We start from the raw sequence: 19,225 nt of genomic DNA on the forward strand, positions 1-19,225 counted from the left end.
TCGATCTCCTCTCTCTATCTACGCATGATCGCGAGCAGTGAAAAAGCATTGTCTAGTATATCACATTAGGGAACATGTTTTCGCCAATCTTTCTCACCCAACGAAAAACCTCGTCTTGTCGATGACAAACGAGGCATTGTTTTTCTGATCAGGGTTATCGATTAGCTGCGCGTAGTTTCACAGCTGCAAACACCTGCTGGTAATAATGCACTTCATGTGGAACAAAGTCAGCGTTGGCCGCAATCATCGCTGTATCTTTTTGCTCACCATCTTCCGTTAGCAAAAATCCATTCACCGTCATCTGCCCGATCTCGCCAGCAAACAACCGCTCTAGCTCATGCAGACTGACCCAAAACAGCCCTGTGACTTCTTCTTCCTGTACCCGGTACTCGCGTAAGGGTTGATCGCATTCATACAAAAATGTATGGCACATTTCCTTATCAATGATGGAGGGGGCAACCATTACATCACGGATCACGCCTAGCTTGTCCAATTCCTCAAAGCTCACGGACAAGCCCAGCTCCTCCTCCAATTCCCGTACGCCGTCACATGGCTGTTCCGAAGCGAGAAGATGACCGGCAGAGGTGATGTCAAGCAAGTTCGGACAAGTATCCTTTTGTGGATGTCTTTTTTGGAACAACAATTCGATCTGGTCATCTACTACGCGATAAATCCAGCAGTGAAAGGTTTGGTGCCACAGCCCCAAACGGTGTACTTCGCTACGCGCTTCTACCCCGATGTGCTGTCCTGCTTCGTCAAAAATGTCTAGCTGCTCTTCCTGCATGTTTTCCACCCCATGACTTGTCTCTTGCGCATTTCTTTCCCCTAAGTTAGATTCCCGGTCCAGAGCGTAAATTCCTCTCTATTGACGTGACGAAAGAAGGGACAGCGACAAACGCCATCCCTTCTATCACCATTAGTTGATCGATACTTCATCCAGCATCAAGTAGCCAACAGGGCTCAGCCAGAAGCCGTTTACATTCTTGGATGTAACCGCCACATGGTCAATCGTGCGGATTGGAAGGATCGGTACTTCCTTCAGCTCGATTTCTTGCAGCTTTGCGTAAATTTCATTGCGTTTTTGTACATCTTTTTCGCGACGTCCTTCTTCAATCAGCTTGTCTATCTCTGGGTTGTTGTAGAACGCCATGTTACCTGCGCTGCCTTTCGAAGTGCTGTGGAAGACGTTGTACTGGTTGTAATCGCCATCCCCTGTTGCATTGCCCCAGCCCCCGATGAACATCGCATGCTCACCATTGTCTGTGTGCTCCAGATACGCACCGTATTCCATTACTTTGATCTCCAAATCAATGCCGATGCCTTTCAACTGTGACTGGATGACTTCTGCTACGTTCATGCGCTCTTTACGGTCGTCTGTCACGATGGACGTCTTGAAACCGTTCGGGTAACCTGCTTCTGCGAGCAGTGCTTTTGCTGCATTGACGTCATACGAGTAATCCTGGAGATTCGGGTTGTAGCCGATTACTTTTGGTGACATAGAGGAAACAGCTTGTGTTCCTACATTGTTGTATACCCCTTGTACAATGGCTTGTTTTTCGATAGCATGCGCGACAGCTTGACGTACGCGTACATCATCAAATGGCTTCTTCTGCACGTTAAAGCCAATATAATCCACACCCAAGCCTTCTGCACGCACCATGTTCATGCCAGGAGATGCCTGTGCACGCTCTACTTCCGTCACTGGAAGCTGATCGCCGATGTGCGCTTCGCCTGCTTCGATCATCGCTACGCGTGTCGTATCTTCTGGCACGACCTTGTACAATACTTCATCTACCTTTGGCTTTTCACCCCAGTAGGTATCATTTTTCGAGAGTTTCATATCTTGACCCGGTGCCCACGATGTAAATTTGAAAGGTCCGGTTCCTACAGGCTGCTTCGCCAATGTATCGGAATGCTCGGCGATTGCTTTCGGGCTGATGATGCTTCCTTCTGAGCTAGCCAAGATGGAGAGCAGCGGTGCAAAAGGATACTCCAGCGCGAAATGTACAGTCTTGTCATCCACGATCTTGATTTCTTTGATCATGGAGAAGTTGGATGCACGCGGTGATGCCACCTTTGGATCGAGTACACGTTCGAACGTCTTTTTCACAGCTTCTGCTGTAAAGGGTGTACCATCGTGGAACGTAACGCCCTCACGGAGCTTAAACTCCCATGTCAAGTCGTCGAGCTGTTTCCATTCAGTAGCGAGTGTAGGCTTGTACTCGCCGTTTTTATCACGAGACACCAAGCTCTCATACACTTTTCCATACACATAGTTTGCCGAAGGAATATTAGAAATGAAATGCGGGTCCAAATTGTTGGCGTCTGCCTTGCGGGCTACAATCAGGGTTCCCCCTTCTTTCGGAGCTTCTGTAGCAGTTGTATTTGTTGAACCGGATTGCTCCGAGCTCGCACCACCACATCCAGTCAGCGCAACACTAACCGTCAATGTCAGAGCCAACAAGGAACCGACCATGCGCGTTTTCTTCATTTGTGTCTACCCCCTGTAGAATACTGTCGAAAATTCTGAATGTATTTCTTATTTGCATTATACGGTAGATTTTCAACCGAACCTTTCAGCATCTTTACATCAATTTATAATATTTTTACTTTTATTTAATTTTGTACAGATGAAAATACATTGATACCGTAGCTTCGGTGGAGAAGCGTGTTTCCAGTCTTCGCTTCGGCCTCCGCTCGGTCGGGCTCCAGAGGCGCTATGACTGGAAACACGCTTCTTTGACGTTGCTTTTGTCTATTTTTCGATCTATGTATGAAAAGCAACAAGAAAATGTTTGAAGGTTCTTCATGATTGTTCTTCTGTAGCATTCTAATGTATGGATTTGCTATGAAAAACACTTTATAGTTAGTTAAGTAATTAATTGTCGCCTTGAATCTACTTTCAAGATGTTACCAAAGCTACGCCGGAAGAAGTGCATTTCCAGTCCAAGCGCCTCTGGAGCCCGCCCCAGCGTAGGAATTCATGGTGGGGAATTTCAGCTTCACTTATGAACTACCTCCTCGAAACTTCTACGTTTGAAGCGCTCCCGCCATTTATTCCGAAGCGAGCAGTCAATCCCCCCTTGCGGGGCGGAGGCCGAAGCGTAGACTGGAAAGGCGCTTCTTCCTTCACTACGGCTACTTTTATTAACAAATGAAAAATCCGACCTCCCCAAGAAGCCTTGGAAGATCGGATCACATCTTACTATCTTTATGATTGTTTCTGCCAAACCATCTTGCCCGAGAAAACCACCGCTTCCTTCGGAGATAGTCTAGCCACAGCCTCGGCGGAGCATTTGGCACGGACGAAAACCGCATTTGCTTCGTCTCCGACTTTTGGCCAAACCTGATTCCCAGCTTGGTCCAGTGGAGTCACGCCACCTGTAACGAATCCCAGTGCTCGCGATAGAGATCGCTCATCAATCCAACGGAACCGTTCAGCCAGACGGTTTGCTTTTTGCAGCATATCTCCGGTTCCAAATGGGTCCCAGTGATCGGTGATGTTGTCATTGCCCAATCCAACATGAACGCCCTTGGCATGAAGCAATGGAATCGGGATGGTCGGCATATCAATGGGAACAGCTGACATGACAGCGATTTGCTGTTCGGCAAAAAGCTCCGCAACCTCTTCTACCACAGCAGTCGGAACCTCTCCTAGCCCATAAGCATGACTGACAGTGACTCGCCCTTGCCACCCCGCATCCTTCGTCATAGCAGCCAGCTTTTTCATAATATAAACACCCAAATGTCCAGGCTCGTGCAAGTGCAGGTCAACATCCGCATTCGCTTCCACCGCTATGTCCATCATCGTATCAAGAGATTTCTCGATATCATCGTCAAACGTGGCAGGATCGACACCACCGACGAGGCCGGCTCCATGCTTCATCGCCTCACGGACGAGGGCAACGGAATCACTGCGGAGCAAACCATGTTGGGGAAACGCGACAATTTCCCAGGAAAGTTTTTCACGGTAAGTTGCCAATGCTTCCAATGTGGCTTCCAGGTTCTTCAACCCAATGACCGGGTCAATGTTGCAATGGGTTCGCACGTGAGTAGCACCGTGTGATTGCACTAACTCCAGCAGCTTTTCTGCACGCTCACGAGCGACGGGAAGCTGGCGGGGCAGCAATTCCTGCTCTTGTTCGATTCGAAAAAAACGATTGGGAGCAGGAAGAACGGCTTGCCACGGACCTCCATAAAATGTTTTGTCCAAATGAATGTGCATTTCCCGGAAAGAAGGAAGCATCAGTAAGCCTTGTGCATCCCACACAGATACCCCATCGGGTATACCAGAAGAAGCAGGTACGATTTTCTCCACGCGACCGTCCGTGAGCAAGACATGAAAACGCTCCGTCTTTGTTCCCGTCGCGATGCCATTCGCCTCTGTATAACCACATTCCAGACTCGCATTTTTGATCCACAAGCTTTCTTTCATGCTCCGTCCCATCCTTTTCTCTCTAAATGTTTGCGTTATTCAATCGTAATGCCATTGATCATCATGTACCCAGAAGGGCTGATCCAGAAGCCTTTGATGTTTTTGGCGACTGCAGCGACATGCTCAAGATTGCGGATTGGGACGATTGGTGCTTCTTGCTTTTCAATCTCTAGCGCCTTTGCATAGATTTGCTTGCGCTTTTCCGTATCCTGCTCGCGGCGCCCCTCTTCGATCAGCTTGTCCACTTCTTTATTCACGTAGAACGTTGTGTTTCCACCTTTGCCCAAAGAGCTGGAGTGGAACAGATTGTACTGGTTGTAGTCAGCGTCACCAGTGGCATTGCCCCAGCCGCTGATGAACAGCTCTGTTTCACCGTTGTCTTCAGCATCTAAATAGGCTCCATACTCAAGCACTTTTACCTCTACTTCAATGCCGATTCCCTTTAATTGGGACTGGATTACTTCCGCTGCATTAATCCGTTCCTTGCGATCGCCTGTCCACAAGGTTGTCTTGAAGCCGTCCGGATAGCCTGCTTCTTTCAACAGAGCCTTCGCCTTGTTCGGATCGAACTCGTATCCTTTTAACGCCTCATCGTATCCAAGAACCTTCGGACTCATTGCGGAATTCGCTTTCGTTCCGACATCGTTGTACACACCTTTGATGATCGCATCGGTCTCAATCGCATAGTTGATCGCCTGGCGAACACGGGCGTCGTCAAACGGTTTTTTCTTGGTATTGAACCCGATGAAATCTGTCCCTAAGCCCTCTGTCCGATACAAGCTCATATGAGGGGAATTACTGACGCGGTCTATTTCTGTCACCGGCAATGGTTCAGCGATGTGCGCCTCTCCCGTCTCTACCATGGCTACGCGTGTCGTGTCCTCTGGCACGACTTTGAAGACGGCCTTCTTGAATTTTACCTTTTCTCCCCAGTAGTTGTCATTTTTCACGAGTACGATCTCTTGGCCAGGTGTCCACGATTCGAATACGAACGGCCCTGTACCGACGGGATGTTTGCTCAGCTCCTTGCCGTATTGCTCAATTGCTTTTGGACTAATGATGCTGCCTTCGTGGTTGGCGAGGATCGACAGCAATGGGGAATACGGGTAGGCTAGCTTGAAATGAACGGTGTAATCATCCACTACCTTGACTTCCGATACCATCTTGAACTGAGTCGCACGTGGAGAGGCGACCTTTTCATCGAGGACGCGTGCGAATGTTGCTTTCACCGCCTCGGCGTTAAACGGCGTACCATCGTGGAAGTTGACTCCCTGACGCAGCTTGAACTCCCAGGTGACATCATCCAACTGCTTCCATTCCGTGGCGAGCATCGGTTTGAACGCCATGTTATCATCTCGCTGGACGAGACCTTCGTACACTTTGTGATGGACCACACTCGCTGCATTGATCGCTGAAATAAAGTGCGGGTCTAGATTATTTGCGTCAGACTGACGTGCAATCACCAGCGTCTGATCTGTTGCGGGAGCTTCCTTTGCAGCCGGAGTCCCTGCCGCACCTTGCTCTGTACCTGATGAACAGCCTGTAAGCACGAGGCCAACGCTCAGGATACCTGCCAGCATTGAACCTAGCATCTTCTGTTTTTTCATAGACTCGCCCCCATTTTATTCCTCTTTGTATAATCAATCAGCATAGCTCGTTCCCAATGGGCGAAGCTATGCTGATCATGAAGCACTTTTTGCTGAAAATTATGGCAATGTTACATCGTCGATCTCAATGTGTCCTGCTGGGCTGATCCAAACTCCCTCTACACCTTTTTGGATCGCTGCGAGGTTTTCTGAGAAGCGGTATGGTACCATTGCGGCTTCGTCCATTTCGATTTGCTGTGCTTTTTCGTAGATTTGCTTCCGTTTTTCTTCGTCTTTCTCTTTGCGGCCCTCATCGATCAGCTTGTCCACTTCCGGATTGCTGTAGAAAGCATGGTTGCCGGCTGCTCCTTGCGACTTCGTGTGGAACAGGTTGTATTGGTTGTAGTCTGCATCGCCTGTGGCATTGCCCCAACCACTGAGGAACAATTCTGTTTCGCCTTTGTTGGCTGCTTCAATATAAGCTCCGAACTCTAGCACTTTCACTTCCAAATCGATATTGATTTGTTTCAGCTGTTGCTGCAACACCTCTGCCAAGCTAACTCGTGCCTTGTTATCATTTAAGTAAATAGTTGCTTTGAAGCCGTTCGCGTATCCAGCTTCTGCCAACAGTTTTTTGGATTTTTCCAGATCGTAAGGCAAGTCTTTTACATTCGGGCTGTACCCAACCATGGACGGGGTAATGGAAGAATGAGCAACCGTACCGACATCGTTGTAGACCCCTTGAATGATGGTCTTCTTATCGATCGCATGTGCAATCGCTTGACGAACGCGCACATCATCGAATGGCTTCTTCGAGTTGTTAATCCCGATATGATCGCTAGCGAAAGCAGGGTAACGACCAAGTGTCATACTCGGAGAATTTTTCACCCGATCGACTTCTGTCACTGGCAATTGCTCAGCTACATTCGCTTCTCCTGTCTCGACCATCGCGAGTCTGGTCGTATCCTCTGGAACGGTCTTGAAGACGACTTTGTCCAGATTCGGTTTGTCGCCCCAATAGCTATCGTTTTTCACCAGGACGACTTCTTGACCAGGTGTCCATGATTCGAATTTGTAAGGGCCTGTTCCCGTTGGATGCTTGGTCAATTCTTTTCCATACTGTTCGATCGCTTTTGGTGACAAAATTCCACCCTCTGCACTGGCGAGCACGGACAGGAGTGGTGCGTATGGATAGTGCAGGATGAATTGAACCGTTGTATCATCCACGACCTTTACTTCTTTGATTGCTTCAAACAAATTGGCGCGGTTAGAGCCTACTGCCGGGTCTTGGACACGAGCAATCGTCTTTTTCACAGCTTCCGCATTGAATGGCGTGCCATCGTGGAACGTCACACCGGAGCGAAGCTTGAATTCCCATGTCACGTCATCGAGCTGCTTCCATTCAGAAGCGAGTGAGCCTACATATTTGCTTTCTTTGTCCATCCGAACAAGACCCTCGTATACCTTGTGATGAATGATGGCAGCGGAATTGATTTGTGTTAGAAAATGTGGGTCAAGGTTGTTCGCATCAGACAAGCGGGCGATGACGAGTGTCCCGCCTTCTTTGCCAGCTGGTGCAAAAGCATTGGTTTGCCCTGAAGAATTGGTACTCCCTCCTGCTTCAGGTGCTTGTGAGCAGCCTGCCAACGCTGTAGACACCACAACGGTCATGGCAAGCAGCGTCTGGAAAAAGCGCGTCTTTTTCATGTAGTTATCCCCCTGTTTTGTGAAAAACGTCTCGACGTTTTTCATAAATGTTGATGTGACCGCTTGCGGTCAAAAAAACGGTGGTGACCGTTTTTTGCGCCCGATGTACTTGAATATTTTGACCATTCGCGCATATTTCATTTTACCCACTATTCTGGCATTGTATTTTCACTCTCTTTACTTGTATTTTCACTATCTTTACTCTTTTTTTCACTTTTTCTACTTTTATACGAACAGAGCGTGTTCAAAAAAAGACCCTCTCCATTTGTTGGAGAAGGTCTCATGCTCCTGCTATTGAATCGTCACTTGGCTCACGTCAATGTACCCGGATGGACTGATGTACACACCCTGTACATTTTTTGCAATGGCCGCGAGGTTTTCACTGCTGCGGAATGGCAGCAACGGCACCTCCTCCATCTCGATTTGCTGCGCCTCTGCGTAGATTTCCTTGCGCTTCTCTGGATCTTTTTCCTTACGACCCGCTTCAATCAGCGCATCGACTTTTGGATTATTATAGAAGGAATGGTTGCCTGGCACACCTGCTGACGTGCTGTGGAAAAGGTTGTACTGGTTGTAATCTGCATCCCCGGTCGCATTGCCCCATCCACTAATGAACATTTGCGCTTCACCTTTTGCCGCCAATTCCAGATACGCGCCGAACTCCATCACTTGAATCTGCAAGTCGATGCCGATTCCCTTCAGCTGGGATTGCAGCACTTCTGCCACATTGATCCGTGCCTTGTTGTCATTGAGATAGATGGTTGCCTTGAATCCGTTGGCGTAGCCTGCTTCGGTGAGCAATTGCTTTGCTTTGTTCAAATCGTATTCCGGCGTTTTAATATTCGGGCTATAGCCGATGACTTTTGGCCCTAATGACGAGATGGCTACTTTTCCGACATTGTTGTAAACCCCTTTTATAATCGCTTCCTTATCAATCGCATGGGCGATGGCCTGACGGACGCGAACATCGTCAAAAGGCTTCTGCTTGACGTTCATCCCGATGTGGTCAACTGCAAATGATTCGAACCGTCCCAAAGACATGCTCTGCGAGTTCTGTACCCTTTCCAATTCAGTGACTGGAAGCTGTTCTGCGACATGGGCTTCACCTGTCTCCACCATGGCTACGCGTGTCGCATCCTCAGGAATAGTCTTGAAAACGACTTTTTCCAGCTTCGGTTGGGTGCCCCAATACTTCTCGTTTTTCACCATGACGATTTCTTGTCCAGGCGTCCATGATTCAAAGATGAACGGCCCCGTACCTACTGGTTTCTTGGACAACTCTTTGCCAAATTCCTTAATCGCCTTCGGACTGATAATGCCACCCTCGGCACTCGCCAGTACGGACAGTAGCCCTGCGAACGGATAATGTAAAATAATTTCTACCTTCAGTGGGTCAATGACCTTCACTTCTTTAATCATGCCAAACATGTTTGCTTTGGGAGTCGGATTGTCTTTGTCCAAAATACGGTCGATCGTCTTCTTCACGGCTTCAGCATGGAAGGGTTCCCCGTCATGGAAGGTAACACCATCACGCAGCGTGAACTCCCAGGTGACATCGTCTTTTTGTTTCCATTCCTTTGCCAAAAGAGGTTTGTACTCACTATTCCGATCCATCATGACCAGACCTTCATAGAGCTTGTGCTGCGTCACTGCCATGGAATTAATCTGGGTACTGAAATGCGGGTCCAGATTATTCGCATCGGACAAGCGCGCAATAATCAAGGTACCGCCTTCACCCGCTGCGGCCGATGAAGACGCGGGGCTAGTCGAAGCTTGATTGGAGTTGGACGCGGAATTCGTCCCACTGGATGTCTGACTGCCACCACAGCCTGCCAAGACTGTAGAAAGCAAGACGGACAGGGCGAGAATGGATCCTAGCATGTGCTTCTTCTTCACTGTGAATGCCCCCTTATTCTGGATGATAGAATGAAAAGAATATGACATGACTAAATATTACTAATTTTCTTACTATTAATCTTTTCAATATCTTTACCTTTCTTTTCATTTTCTTTACCATGTGGTTTTTTAATGTTCAAAATAACTCTATTGAAGCTACCTACATAGTGGAGGAGAAGAAAAAGCACAGTTCTCTTCGACTCTGACACGCCAGCAGGGGGGATTCACTGGCCGTCTACACTTCAAAAAGGGGACCGTCGAGCCAAAGCCACCCTACGGGCGGACGTTTCTCAAGGAAGAAGTGTTCGACAAGCGTGGTCCCCTTTTTGAAGTTCCGACTGGGTAGGCGTTGTCAAGGTCTACGAGCCCTGTGCTTTTTCTTCTCACCAGCTTTGGCGGTTTATCGATAGCTTGTAAATCTTGGGAAGAAAAAAACCATCCCTTAAAAAGGGATGGCCGTGCATGAAAGACCATTTACAGTTCAACATCTTTGTCCCATCGTCTTTCCAGATCCCTCACCGTCGAACTTTTCTCGACATCCTGTTCATTCTTGTAAGTTCCCAGCATGACGTCAAAAACAGGGCTGGTGACACCGTACCAATAGTGTTCATTTTTAAAGTGATGCCATAGATGGAGCTTTTTCATCCAGCGCCCCCATGGAGATATGGGTTGAATCGGACGATGGGCGATATAATGCGTCCATTCATAAAATAGCAGAAATCCTATCACACCTGTAACAAAGGCATTGGTCACAATCACGTCGGAAGTAAGCAGATAACAAATGGCTCCGGTTCCCGCAATGAGCGGCAAGCTGTACCACACGGGCAAGAACAACAGGTGCAAGTTGTTCGGATCAGCGTGATGATCGTAATGTAAGCGTTTTAACAAATGAAGAAAAAATGGATTTCGAGGCGGTTTAAGGTGAAAGAGAAATCGATGAATCAAGTATTCGCTTGCCGCATATCCAATCATCCCCGCCACGAGTGCCACCCATGTTTCCAACACGTACCATTCAGAAATAGTGAAAGACAAGCTGATCAGAAGTAGAATGCTCATGATGAGGATATCCGGAAACGTAAAGAATTCCTTCAGAAACTTTGCCTTCAACAGAACGCCCTCCTCTTGTGTTCCTTCACTTTTCTTGTTCCAACACGGTTCGGTTTTTCCACAGCTCCAAACTTTTTTCCATTGCCTTTTTGGCTACTCGCTCTGCTTCGATGTCATCTCCCTGTAAAGCGACGTTCAACAGTTCATGGTAATACTGCCAAGATGCTTCGCGGTGTTCCGGGATGGAAAAATACCTTCGCGCCATTTTTAGGTAAAAGGAATCAAAACTGTTTACAATCAGTAAATAGATAGGATTTGGGGAAAGCCTCGTCAGATTTTTCTGCAGCTCCCAGTCAAACGCTGCATAAGAATCAGCATCAGGTTTCAGTTGATCGAGATTGGCAAGCAATGCGACTACCTTCGGCTGATGAGCAGCAACTGCGTTGCGAATGTAAACAGGCGCCAACGATATCCGCAGTTCCAGCAAGTACGAAATAAACTCATCCGTAACATCGTCGTGGTTTTGAATGATATGGACAAGGGTCATTACATTGCCTTGGTGCCAATAATCGTTGACAATTGCCGGATGTCCTTTCCGCACAGTAATCCAGCCATCTCTTTCCAAGCGTTGCAGTGCTTCTCTAACGGTTGGCCGACCTACCCCGTAGTACTCTGCCAACTCCCGTTCCGGCCGCAGCGTACTTCCTGTAGGATATTCTTTGGTCAAAATTGCCTTGATTAATTTCATCTCAATTTGATCCGACGCCCGTTCTTTCTTTCCCCCTTTTTTCTCCAATGTCATGATCGCCTCCTTGTACTGCTGGTCCTATAACAAGTTTTTGTGGTATTACCACAAATGGTAGTATTTTACACAATCCCCTGTCAAGAAGTGAAATACTGCGACATTCCAGTACCTGCGCGAAATGGAGTGTTCCTTCTCCAACTTTCGCGCGGTGAAGCGATTGAACTTTCCTGCACGATCAAAAAAGGCATAGCCCTCTTTCGAAAAAGAGAAGGCTATGCCTCTTGTATTACTGGCGTGATTATTCTGTCACTTCTACCGACCAGCCAAACTTGTCTTCACGCTCACCGTACTGGATTCCTGTCATCTCGTCGTACAGTCTTGTTGTCAATTCCCCTGTTTTTTCACCGTTAATGATCATCTGATGTCCGTTCCAGTTCAGATCACCTACTGGGGAAATAACAGCCGCTGTTCCGGTACCGAACGCTTCTTCCAGCTCACCGTTGACGTAAGCGGTATGCAGGTCTTCCATCGAGATCCGCTTCTCTACGACTGGAATTCCCCAGTCCTTGAGCAATTGAATGGTCGAATCTCTCGTGATACCCTCCAGGATGCTGCCGTTCAATGATGGGGTCCACACTTCCCCTTTTACCTTGAAGAACACGTTCATACTGCCTACTTCTTCAATATATTTATTCTCTACGCCATCGAGCCACAGCACTTGCTCATAGCCTTTTTCTTTTGCTTCCACTTGTGCTTTCAGACCGCCCGCGTAGTTACCTGCTACTTTAGCGTTTCCTGTTCCGCCTCTTACCGCACGAACATAATTGTTTTCTACGTAAATTTTCACGGGCTTCATGCCACCCGCATAGTACGCTCCAACTGGAGAGAGCACAATCACCAATTTGTACGTATACGAGGCGCGCACACCAAAGCATGGCTCTGTCGCGATTACGAAGGGACGAATGTAGAGAGACTGTCCACTTTCTGTTGGAATCCATTCTTTATCTACTGCAACCAGCTGTTTCAATGCCTCGACCATGAATTCCTCGTCGATCAACGGCATGCTCATACGCTCCAATGAACGGTTCATACGCTTGAAATTTTGATCAGGACGGAACAAGCGAACCTTGCCCTCTTGATTGCGATAAGCTTTCAAGCCCTCAAATACAGCTTGCCCGTAATGGAACACCATTGCTGCCGGGTCCAATGTCAGCGGAGAGTAAGGAACGATTTGTGGATCATGCCATCCTTTACCTTCTGTATAATCCATGGTGAACATATGATCGGTAAAATGAACACCGAACCCCAGCTTGTCAGAAGCTGGTTTTTCTTTTTTCTGTTCTGTCCGGGTAATTGTTAACTGACACTCCATCTTCTACATCTCCCTTAGTATTAAATCCACTATTTGAACAACTTCCTATATATACAAAATAGCAACAATTTTGCATGATTTCCAGCGTAAGTTTCTCCTACCCCTACAATTTATGGTTATTTAGCGAAAACTTCGCAAAATTTTCGCGATCGATTTTTTTCTTCGTATGTAGGATGAAAGGAATAGGTATCCCGAAAAGAAAGTATAGTGACAGAATGAGGAGGGATATGTATGACCACACACCTTCACTTGCACGGAAAAATTGCCATAGTAACAGGAGCCAGCCGCCTTCAAGGGATTGGGGCTGCTATCTGTAAAATGCTTGCCTCACACGGGGCCGATATTTTCCATACGTATTGGACCGCCTATGACCAATCCATGACGCATGGGATTCAAAAGGATGAACCCGCAATCTTGCAGGACGAGATCAGACGCTACGGAGTCAGATGTGCCGGGATCGAAATCAACCTGTCACAGTCTGATGTCTACAAAGAGGTGCTCGACGCAGCTACAGCACAACTGGGCGAACCAATCATCCTCGTCAACAACGCTTGCTACTCGACAAATGACGGCTACGAGGCACTGGATATTGCCAGTTTGGACGCACATTATGCCATCAATGTACGGGCAACCACAATGCTCAGTGTGGAATTTGCACGTCGCTTCTCTCACCAACGCGGAGGACGAATCATCAATATGACATCTGGTCAGTCCAAAGGCCCGATGGTCGGTGAGATCGCGTATGCCGCAACAAAAGGAGCCGTGGATGCCCTGACGACGACACTGGCTGCCGAAGTAGCTACGCGAGGGATTACGGTCAACGCTGTAAATCCTGGGCCCACCAATTCAGGCTGGATGAACGAAGAAATCAAGCAAAACATTTTGCAGCGATTTCCTATGGGACGGATTGGACAGCCCGAGGATGCAGCGCGACTTGTCGCTTTTCTGGCAAGTGACGAAGCGGAGTGGATTACCGGACAGATTATGCATTCCGAAGGTGGGTTCATCCGGTAAGTGAAAAAAGCACAATCCGCCGTTTCTAGCAGATTGTGCTTCTTCTATTTATTTAGGCTATAGTTTGCTCACGATTGGGAAAGAAGGCTTAAACAGCTCTTTTTCGCCCAGCTGTTGATAGTCGCGCTCTACGTAGCCCAGACGCATTTTGTCAAAGTAACGCTGTCCCTTTGCTTTGATCTCTTCCAAATCAACTCCTGGCATGAGGCGGTCTTTCATTACGGTGCGTCCAGCGATGATGGAGAGCTTCACATCACGACCTGAGCCACACGTGATGATCGTACGGATTGGATCATCAACCGCACCCATGTGGAAACCGTCCAGATCGATGGCAATGATATCTGCTTTTGCCCCCGGCGCCAATCGTCCCAGATCATCTCTGCCAAGGAAACGTGCGCCGCCCAATGTTGCTGCGCGGTAAATATCCGCGTAGCTGGAATCCGCGACATCGCCTTCCACCAAACGAGACAGCATGCTGGCTGTGCGAATGTTTTGGATGAAGTCAGGCGGGAACGTATCGGTTCCAATCGCGATGTTGACGCCGCGACGTTTGTAACGGGCAAACGATTCGAGTGCCTCGCCATGGCGACCGACTACGAGCGGGCAGTGAATCACGGTCGTGCCTGTCTCTTGGAGGATCGCCAAATCGTCTCCCTCTCCGAATTTCGCTTTACTAAACCCTGGAATGAAATGTGCGTGCGGAATTGCCGTTTTCTTTCCGAGGAAGCCGATCTCATTCAGGAACTGAATCGGTGATTTGTTGTGTCGACGATGGATTTCTGTATATTCATAGAGACCTTGTGCAGCATGAAGACGGATAGGACATCCGAGCTCTTCGCTGTAGCGCTTTGTGTTGATCAGGTTCTCTACAGACTGTGACTCGATTCGCTCCGGCGCCAGCATTCCACGGATGAGTCCGTTGTGAGCCCCATCGAAATCTTTGACAAATTGTACGGCCCGCTCCAGACCTGCTTGTCCTTCCGCTTCGTTCCACAGTACTTCAATCTCTCCATTTGCCTTCACGACACGCATACCGGATTGATAGCTCGGCCCCATGTACATACGCAATCCCAAGCGTCCTGCATGATCGGCTGCGGCTGCCAGCTCCTCATACGTTTCCGCCCAGCGCTTATAGAAAACGGATGTAATCGGCATCGCTGTCGTTACCCCATTTAGAATCAGTTGGCTGTAGGCGTAAAGGGATTTGAACGCCTCTTCCTCAGGGGGCATTACCTCATGGTAGCCTTTGCGGTAGTAGTCTTCAGACCAAAGCATGTTTTTGCTTCTCGCAGAAGCTTGCTCCAGATGTACGATGTCGTGATCAATATCACCCAACGCATTCAGGTCAATGAAGCCCGGGCTGACTACTGCATTGCCAGCATCGATCACTTCATCTACCTCGCCATCAAAATGGTGCCCCACATACACAATGGTGTCATTCTCGTAAACGACTTCCCCATCCTTGATAATCACATGATCTTCGCCGTCAAAACCGATGACATATTTTGCGGTTATTTTCTTTTTCATGATGATCCTCCCTACTCTTTCTCGTTCCGGCCTCTCCACTCCATTGTATCTTTCGTTATTATAGGAAATATTCTGTAAAATTTGTTTCAAAACTTTTATATGTATTTGCACAATCTTTACTCCTTTTCGAAAACACACAAGATTCCACGCAATACGTAAAGATCATGCAAAAACTAGTAAAAAAGATGAAAAAACTTATTCAAAATATTCACTACAATTAACATAGACAGCTAGACTGGACTCTCATCCACTAAATGCACTACAGAGAAAGGGCTGATTTCTAGTGATGCAAGCTTTTTGGTTAACCAACGTTCGTCTTGATAAAGGATTTGAAACAGGAGAAGACGGCGTCTTTCACACACTCTCAGAAATCTGTCATCTAAAAATCGAAGACGGCAAAATCGCAGAGATCGTATCGGCGCACGAAACACTCGACACCACTTTACCGCAAGAAGATGCAAAAGGTTTATTGGCCCTCCCCTCTTTTGTTGAAAAGCATAATCATCTGGACAAAACGTATGCGGGCGCAACCTGGAAATCGTGCCTCCCTCCGAAAAAACTGATTGATCGCTTGGAGTTCGAAGCAAAAGAAATGCCGCTGATGACTGGGACGACCAAGGAGCGCGCGCAAGCAATGCTCCAGTGGCATATCAAAGGCGGTGCCACACATGTCCGCACACACGTCAACATCGATCCATACATCGGGCTGAAAAACCTGGAGGGTGTGCGTGCAGCACTGGAAGAGTACAGCGATCGCCTGACGTATGAAATCGTCGCTTTCCCGCAGCAGGGGCTCCTGCGCACACAAGCAAGCTCCTTGATGAGACAAGCGATGAAGGAAGGCGCTACACTGGTTGGAGGCTTGGACCCGGCTGGGATTGATAATGAATTGGAAGGCTCCTTGCGTGAAATGATGGACATTGCAGTGGAAGCAGATGCGGATGTCGATATTCACCTGCATGATCCGGGGACACTCGGCTTTTATACGATCAAAAGACTGCTCGATCTGACCGAGGAAGCTGGCTGGCAAAACCGTATGGCGATCAGTCATGCCTTTGCGCTCGGAGATGTGTCGATAGAGGAAAGCTCGGACATGGCAGACCGATTGTCCCAGCTGGGAACGATGATCATGACGACCGTTCCGATTAATCGGGCAATGCCACCTGTTCCGATGCTTCATGCCAAAGGCGTACAAGTCGCACTTGGTTATGATGGCTTCTACGATTCGTGGTCGCCATATGGTACAGGCGATATGCTGGATAAGTTAAACCGTCTGGTTGAGCGCTACCGTTGGGTCGATGAGAAATCATTGGTGCAATCCTTGTACTTCATCACCGGAGGAAAAACAACGCTCGATAAAGATGGCAACCGTGCATGGCCAAAGGTTGGCGACGCGGCAAGCATCGTGTTTGCAGAAAGCTCCTGCTCTGCGGAAGCGATTGCGAGAAAATCTCGTCGGGCTGCTGTTATGTTTAAAGGAAAGATTGTGCATGGTGCTTTGGAGAGATTGGAAGCGGGCAGATAATAGATGGGAAGGCTTCGCCGATTTGGGCGAAGCCTCTTTATGCTTTATCGGATATTAAGCTGCTGGATGATTGGAGAAAGATTCCTTCTCTTTAGATAAGAACCAACCCAGTACAGCGATCAAGAGAAGAACGGTCCAGAACGTTGCCTTCCACGCGACCGACTTTGGGAAATCTGCTGCCAAATAACCTAGCTCAGGGTGCGACAGTGTGTATACGGCCAACTTAACACCAACCCAGCCGACGATCAAAAATGCGGCTGTCTCTATTCCAGGCTTTCGCTGTAGCAACCCTACAAAGTAAGAGGCGGCAAATCGCATTATGACTAACCCGATGATTCCACCGGCAAGAATGACACCAAACTGCCCGCCATCCAATCCGCCTACTTTTGGTAATGACGTCTCCGGGAGTGTCACAGCGAAGGCAACAGCAGCGAGGATAGCATCAACTGCAAAGGCAAGGTCCGCTAATTCCACTTTCAGTACCGTCATCCATAATCCAGAGCCTTGCTTCTCGGCGCCAGTCTCCTTATTTTGATCTTTGCGCAATATAAATTTCTTCACGATATGGTGGATGGCTATAAACAGGAGGTAAGCTGCCCCGATTGCCTGTACTTGCCATACGTCCACAAGGTAGGAAATGATAAATAACGAACCGAAACGGAATAGAAAGGCTCCAGCAAGCCCATAAAATAAAGCTTTCTTCCGCTCTTTCTCCGGAAGATGCTTCACCATAATTGCGATCACCAAAGCATTGTCTGCCGCCAAGATCCCTTCTAGGCCAATCAGGACAAGTAGCACCCATCCATACTCCACTATCATAGCCCAATCCATTCCAGTCCCCCCTTATGTAAGTCCTATCCCTCTTTGTGGTAAATCCATCCTTTCTCTTTTTTTAGTATACTGTATTCTCGTTGTTTATAAGTATATAAACATATGTTTATGTTAATGGATTTTAAAACCAAGCCTTTTTTAAGAGCTTCACACCACGTTGGATTTCATCACTTGATAAATTACTGAAACCAAGCTTCATCATTGGTTGATCGGTTTTGTTTTTAAGGAAGTAGAGTGAAGTCGGATAGACTTTAACTCCCTGAATGGCCGCTTGTTGAATGAGCCATTCTTCTGAACGCTCCACGTGTACTTTGACTAATACGTACAATCCAGACTGCTCCCCAATGATAGAAATACGTTGTTTGAAATGCTTCCTCAATTCACAAACGAAGTGCTGCATTTTTCGTTTATAAACAAGACGCATCCGTTTAATATGGCGATTCCACTCCCCTTCTTCCATAAATTTCGCCATTGCGAATTGGCTAAGTAGTGAAGTGGTACTCTCGAAATGTGCGAATTGATTTTTATAACAGTTGATAAGTGGCTGTGGCAACACCATATAACTTAAACGAATTCCTGGCAGAAAGCACTTCGAGAAATTTCCGAGATAAATAACTCTCGTTGAATCGATGGAAGCGAGAGCCGGAAATGGTTGTTGGGTATAGCGATATTCACTATCATAATCGTCTTCGATAATATATCCTTGCCTATTTTTTGCCCAATGGATGAGTGTATGCCTTTGTTGAATGGGCATGCTTACCCCATATGGACTGTGATGGGACGGCGCCACATATATCAATCGTGATTTCATATGTTCCAAGTATGAAAAATCAGCACCTGTCTCATAAACGGGTAACGTTTCCAGTGTAAAACCGTTCAATTGAAAAGCATTTCTAGCGCCATCATAACCAGGGTCCTCGACAATGATGCTAGGAAAATCATGTTTCAGGACAAGACCGAGATACACAAGCATTTGTTGGGTACTACTTCCGATAATGATGGCATCTGGTTCTGTTCTCACTCCACGAGATTGGAGTAAATATGCTGCGATTTGCTCACGTAGGCTCCATTCACCAAAAGGCTCCCCATACCGAAAGCTGTCCTTTGCCGTTAATACTTGATTCGAAATCCTCCGCCATGTTTTTAAAGGGAAATGCGCTTGATCGACGATGTCTGCGCGAAAATCAATGCGAACAGGTGGTACCGGCTCTGTATGCTTGTGAGTAGAAGAGCTGCGGGCCTCTAGAAATAAAACGGGCTCTAACTCATTGACAAAATAACCCTTGCGGCCTTCTCCACGAACATACCCTTCAGCAACAAGTTGTTCATACGCCATTAGTGTTGTATTACGGCTTACATGCAAGGAATCTGCAAGTTGACGAATGGAGGGCAATGGCTCATCCGCCTTAATGTCGCCTTGTTCAATAAATGATTTAAATTTCTCGTATATTTGTTTGTATTTAGGAGAGTTATCTTTGAATGTAAAAATGGTATTTTTCATTTGCACCCCTTCTGACATGTATATTTGTTTGTTATTGTA

14 protein-coding genes are annotated in these 19,225 nt (G+C 47.5%); 2 read left to right on the forward strand and 12 right to left on the reverse strand.

Features of this window, described 5'->3' with window-relative positions; translation table 11 throughout:
• Positions 1-154: 154 nt before the first annotated feature.
• From HP399_RS22915 to HP399_RS22955, 9 genes are all read right to left on the reverse strand, one after another.
• A complete protein-coding gene (locus HP399_RS22915; protein WP_173619134.1) occupies positions 155-784 on the reverse strand; it encodes an NUDIX hydrolase in 630 nt (209 codons plus the stop codon).
• A 132-nt stretch (positions 785-916) separates the two neighbouring features.
• The gene (locus tag HP399_RS22920) at positions 917-2,491 is read right to left on the reverse strand and encodes a glutathione ABC transporter substrate-binding protein (RefSeq protein WP_173619135.1); all 1,575 of its coding nucleotides are present in this window, start codon (positions 2,489-2,491) and stop codon (positions 917-919) included.
• A 720-nt stretch (positions 2,492-3,211) separates the two neighbouring features.
• Positions 3,212-4,435 carry an amidohydrolase family protein gene (locus HP399_RS22925; protein WP_173619136.1) on the reverse strand — a complete coding sequence of 408 codons (1,224 nt, stop codon included), beginning with the start codon at positions 4,433-4,435 and terminating at the stop codon, positions 3,212-3,214.
• Between the two features lie 35 nt (positions 4,436-4,470).
• Positions 4,471-6,042 (reverse strand): glutathione ABC transporter substrate-binding protein, encoded by a 1,572-nt coding sequence (locus HP399_RS22930; protein ID WP_173619137.1) that lies wholly within the window; start codon positions 6,040-6,042, stop codon positions 4,471-4,473.
• A gap of 99 nt (positions 6,043-6,141) precedes the next feature.
• Positions 6,142-7,728 (reverse strand): glutathione ABC transporter substrate-binding protein, encoded by a 1,587-nt coding sequence (locus tag HP399_RS22935; RefSeq protein WP_173619138.1) that lies wholly within the window; start codon positions 7,726-7,728, stop codon positions 6,142-6,144.
• A gap of 291 nt (positions 7,729-8,019) precedes the next feature.
• On the reverse strand, positions 8,020-9,624 hold the full coding sequence (locus HP399_RS22940) for a glutathione ABC transporter substrate-binding protein (protein ID WP_173619139.1): 1,605 nt from the start codon (positions 9,622-9,624) through the stop codon (positions 8,020-8,022).
• Positions 9,625-10,098: 474 nt separating this feature from the next.
• Entirely contained in the window at positions 10,099-10,731 is a 633-nt protein-coding gene (locus HP399_RS22945; protein WP_173619140.1) for a sterol desaturase family protein, read from the reverse strand.
• Positions 10,732-10,756: 25 nt separating this feature from the next.
• Positions 10,757-11,473 carry a GntR family transcriptional regulator gene (locus tag HP399_RS22950; protein ID WP_173619141.1) on the reverse strand — a complete coding sequence of 239 codons (717 nt, stop codon included), beginning with the start codon at positions 11,471-11,473 and terminating at the stop codon, positions 10,757-10,759.
• A gap of 241 nt (positions 11,474-11,714) precedes the next feature.
• On the reverse strand, positions 11,715-12,788 hold the full coding sequence (locus tag HP399_RS22955) for a branched-chain amino acid aminotransferase (RefSeq protein WP_173619142.1): 1,074 nt from the start codon (positions 12,786-12,788) through the stop codon (positions 11,715-11,717).
• A gap of 231 nt (positions 12,789-13,019) precedes the next feature.
• Between HP399_RS22955 and HP399_RS22960 the strand changes: the two genes are divergently transcribed.
• Positions 13,020-13,802 carry an SDR family oxidoreductase gene (locus tag HP399_RS22960; protein ID WP_173619143.1) on the forward strand — a complete coding sequence of 261 codons (783 nt, stop codon included), beginning with the start codon at positions 13,020-13,022 and terminating at the stop codon, positions 13,800-13,802.
• 57 nt (positions 13,803-13,859) lie between these two features.
• On the opposite strand, the gene HP399_RS22965 is transcribed toward HP399_RS22960, so the two are convergent.
• A complete protein-coding gene (locus tag HP399_RS22965; protein WP_173619144.1) occupies positions 13,860-15,329 on the reverse strand; it encodes an amidohydrolase family protein in 1,470 nt (489 codons plus the stop codon).
• Positions 15,330-15,612: 283 nt separating this feature from the next.
• On the opposite strand from HP399_RS22965, the gene HP399_RS22970 reads away from it, so the two are divergent.
• On the forward strand, positions 15,613-16,854 hold the full coding sequence (locus tag HP399_RS22970; protein WP_173619145.1) for an amidohydrolase family protein: 1,242 nt from the start codon (positions 15,613-15,615) through the stop codon (positions 16,852-16,854).
• 54 nt (positions 16,855-16,908) lie between these two features.
• On the opposite strand, the gene HP399_RS22975 is transcribed toward HP399_RS22970, so the two are convergent.
• Positions 16,909-17,685: a TerC family protein gene (locus HP399_RS22975; RefSeq protein ID WP_173619146.1), complete on the reverse strand. Its 777-nt coding sequence runs from the start codon at positions 17,683-17,685 to the stop codon at positions 16,909-16,911.
• Positions 17,686-17,806: 121 nt separating this feature from the next.
• The gene (locus HP399_RS22980) at positions 17,807-19,186 is read right to left on the reverse strand and encodes a MocR-like pyridoxine biosynthesis transcription factor PdxR (protein ID WP_173619147.1); all 1,380 of its coding nucleotides are present in this window, start codon (positions 19,184-19,186) and stop codon (positions 17,807-17,809) included.
• Positions 19,187-19,225: the final 39 nt, after the last annotated feature.

This window comes from Brevibacillus sp. DP1.3A, from assembly GCF_013284245.2.
Taxonomy (GTDB): domain Bacteria; phylum Bacillota; class Bacilli; order Brevibacillales; family Brevibacillaceae; genus Brevibacillus.

Bases quoted from the DNA above. Each gene is read 5' to 3' on its own strand.
- HP399_RS22915 (WP_173619134.1), bottom strand. From the start codon at position 784: ATGCAGGAAGAGCAGCTAGACATTTTTGACGAAGCAGGACAGCACATC.
- HP399_RS22920 (WP_173619135.1), bottom strand. From the start codon at position 2,491: ATGAAGAAAACGCGCATGGTCGGTTCCTTGTTGGCTCTGACATTGACG.
- HP399_RS22925 (WP_173619136.1), bottom strand. From the start codon at position 4,435: ATGAAAGAAAGCTTGTGGATCAAAAATGCGAGTCTGGAATGTGGTTAT.
- HP399_RS22930 (WP_173619137.1), bottom strand. From the start codon at position 6,042: ATGAAAAAACAGAAGATGCTAGGTTCAATGCTGGCAGGTATCCTGAGC.
- HP399_RS22935 (WP_173619138.1), bottom strand. From the start codon at position 7,728: ATGAAAAAGACGCGCTTTTTCCAGACGCTGCTTGCCATGACCGTTGTG.
- HP399_RS22950 (WP_173619141.1), bottom strand. From the start codon at position 11,473: ATGACATTGGAGAAAAAAGGGGGAAAGAAAGAACGGGCGTCGGATCAA.
- HP399_RS22955 (WP_173619142.1), bottom strand. From the start codon at position 12,788: ATGGAGTGTCAGTTAACAATTACCCGGACAGAACAGAAAAAAGAAAAA.
- HP399_RS22960 (WP_173619143.1), top strand. From the start codon at position 13,020: ATGACCACACACCTTCACTTGCACGGAAAAATTGCCATAGTAACAGGA.
- HP399_RS22965 (WP_173619144.1), bottom strand. From the start codon at position 15,329: ATGAAAAAGAAAATAACCGCAAAATATGTCATCGGTTTTGACGGCGAA.
- HP399_RS22975 (WP_173619146.1), bottom strand. From the start codon at position 17,685: ATGGATTGGGCTATGATAGTGGAGTATGGATGGGTGCTACTTGTCCTG.
- HP399_RS22980 (WP_173619147.1), bottom strand. From the start codon at position 19,186: ATGAAAAATACCATTTTTACATTCAAAGATAACTCTCCTAAATACAAA.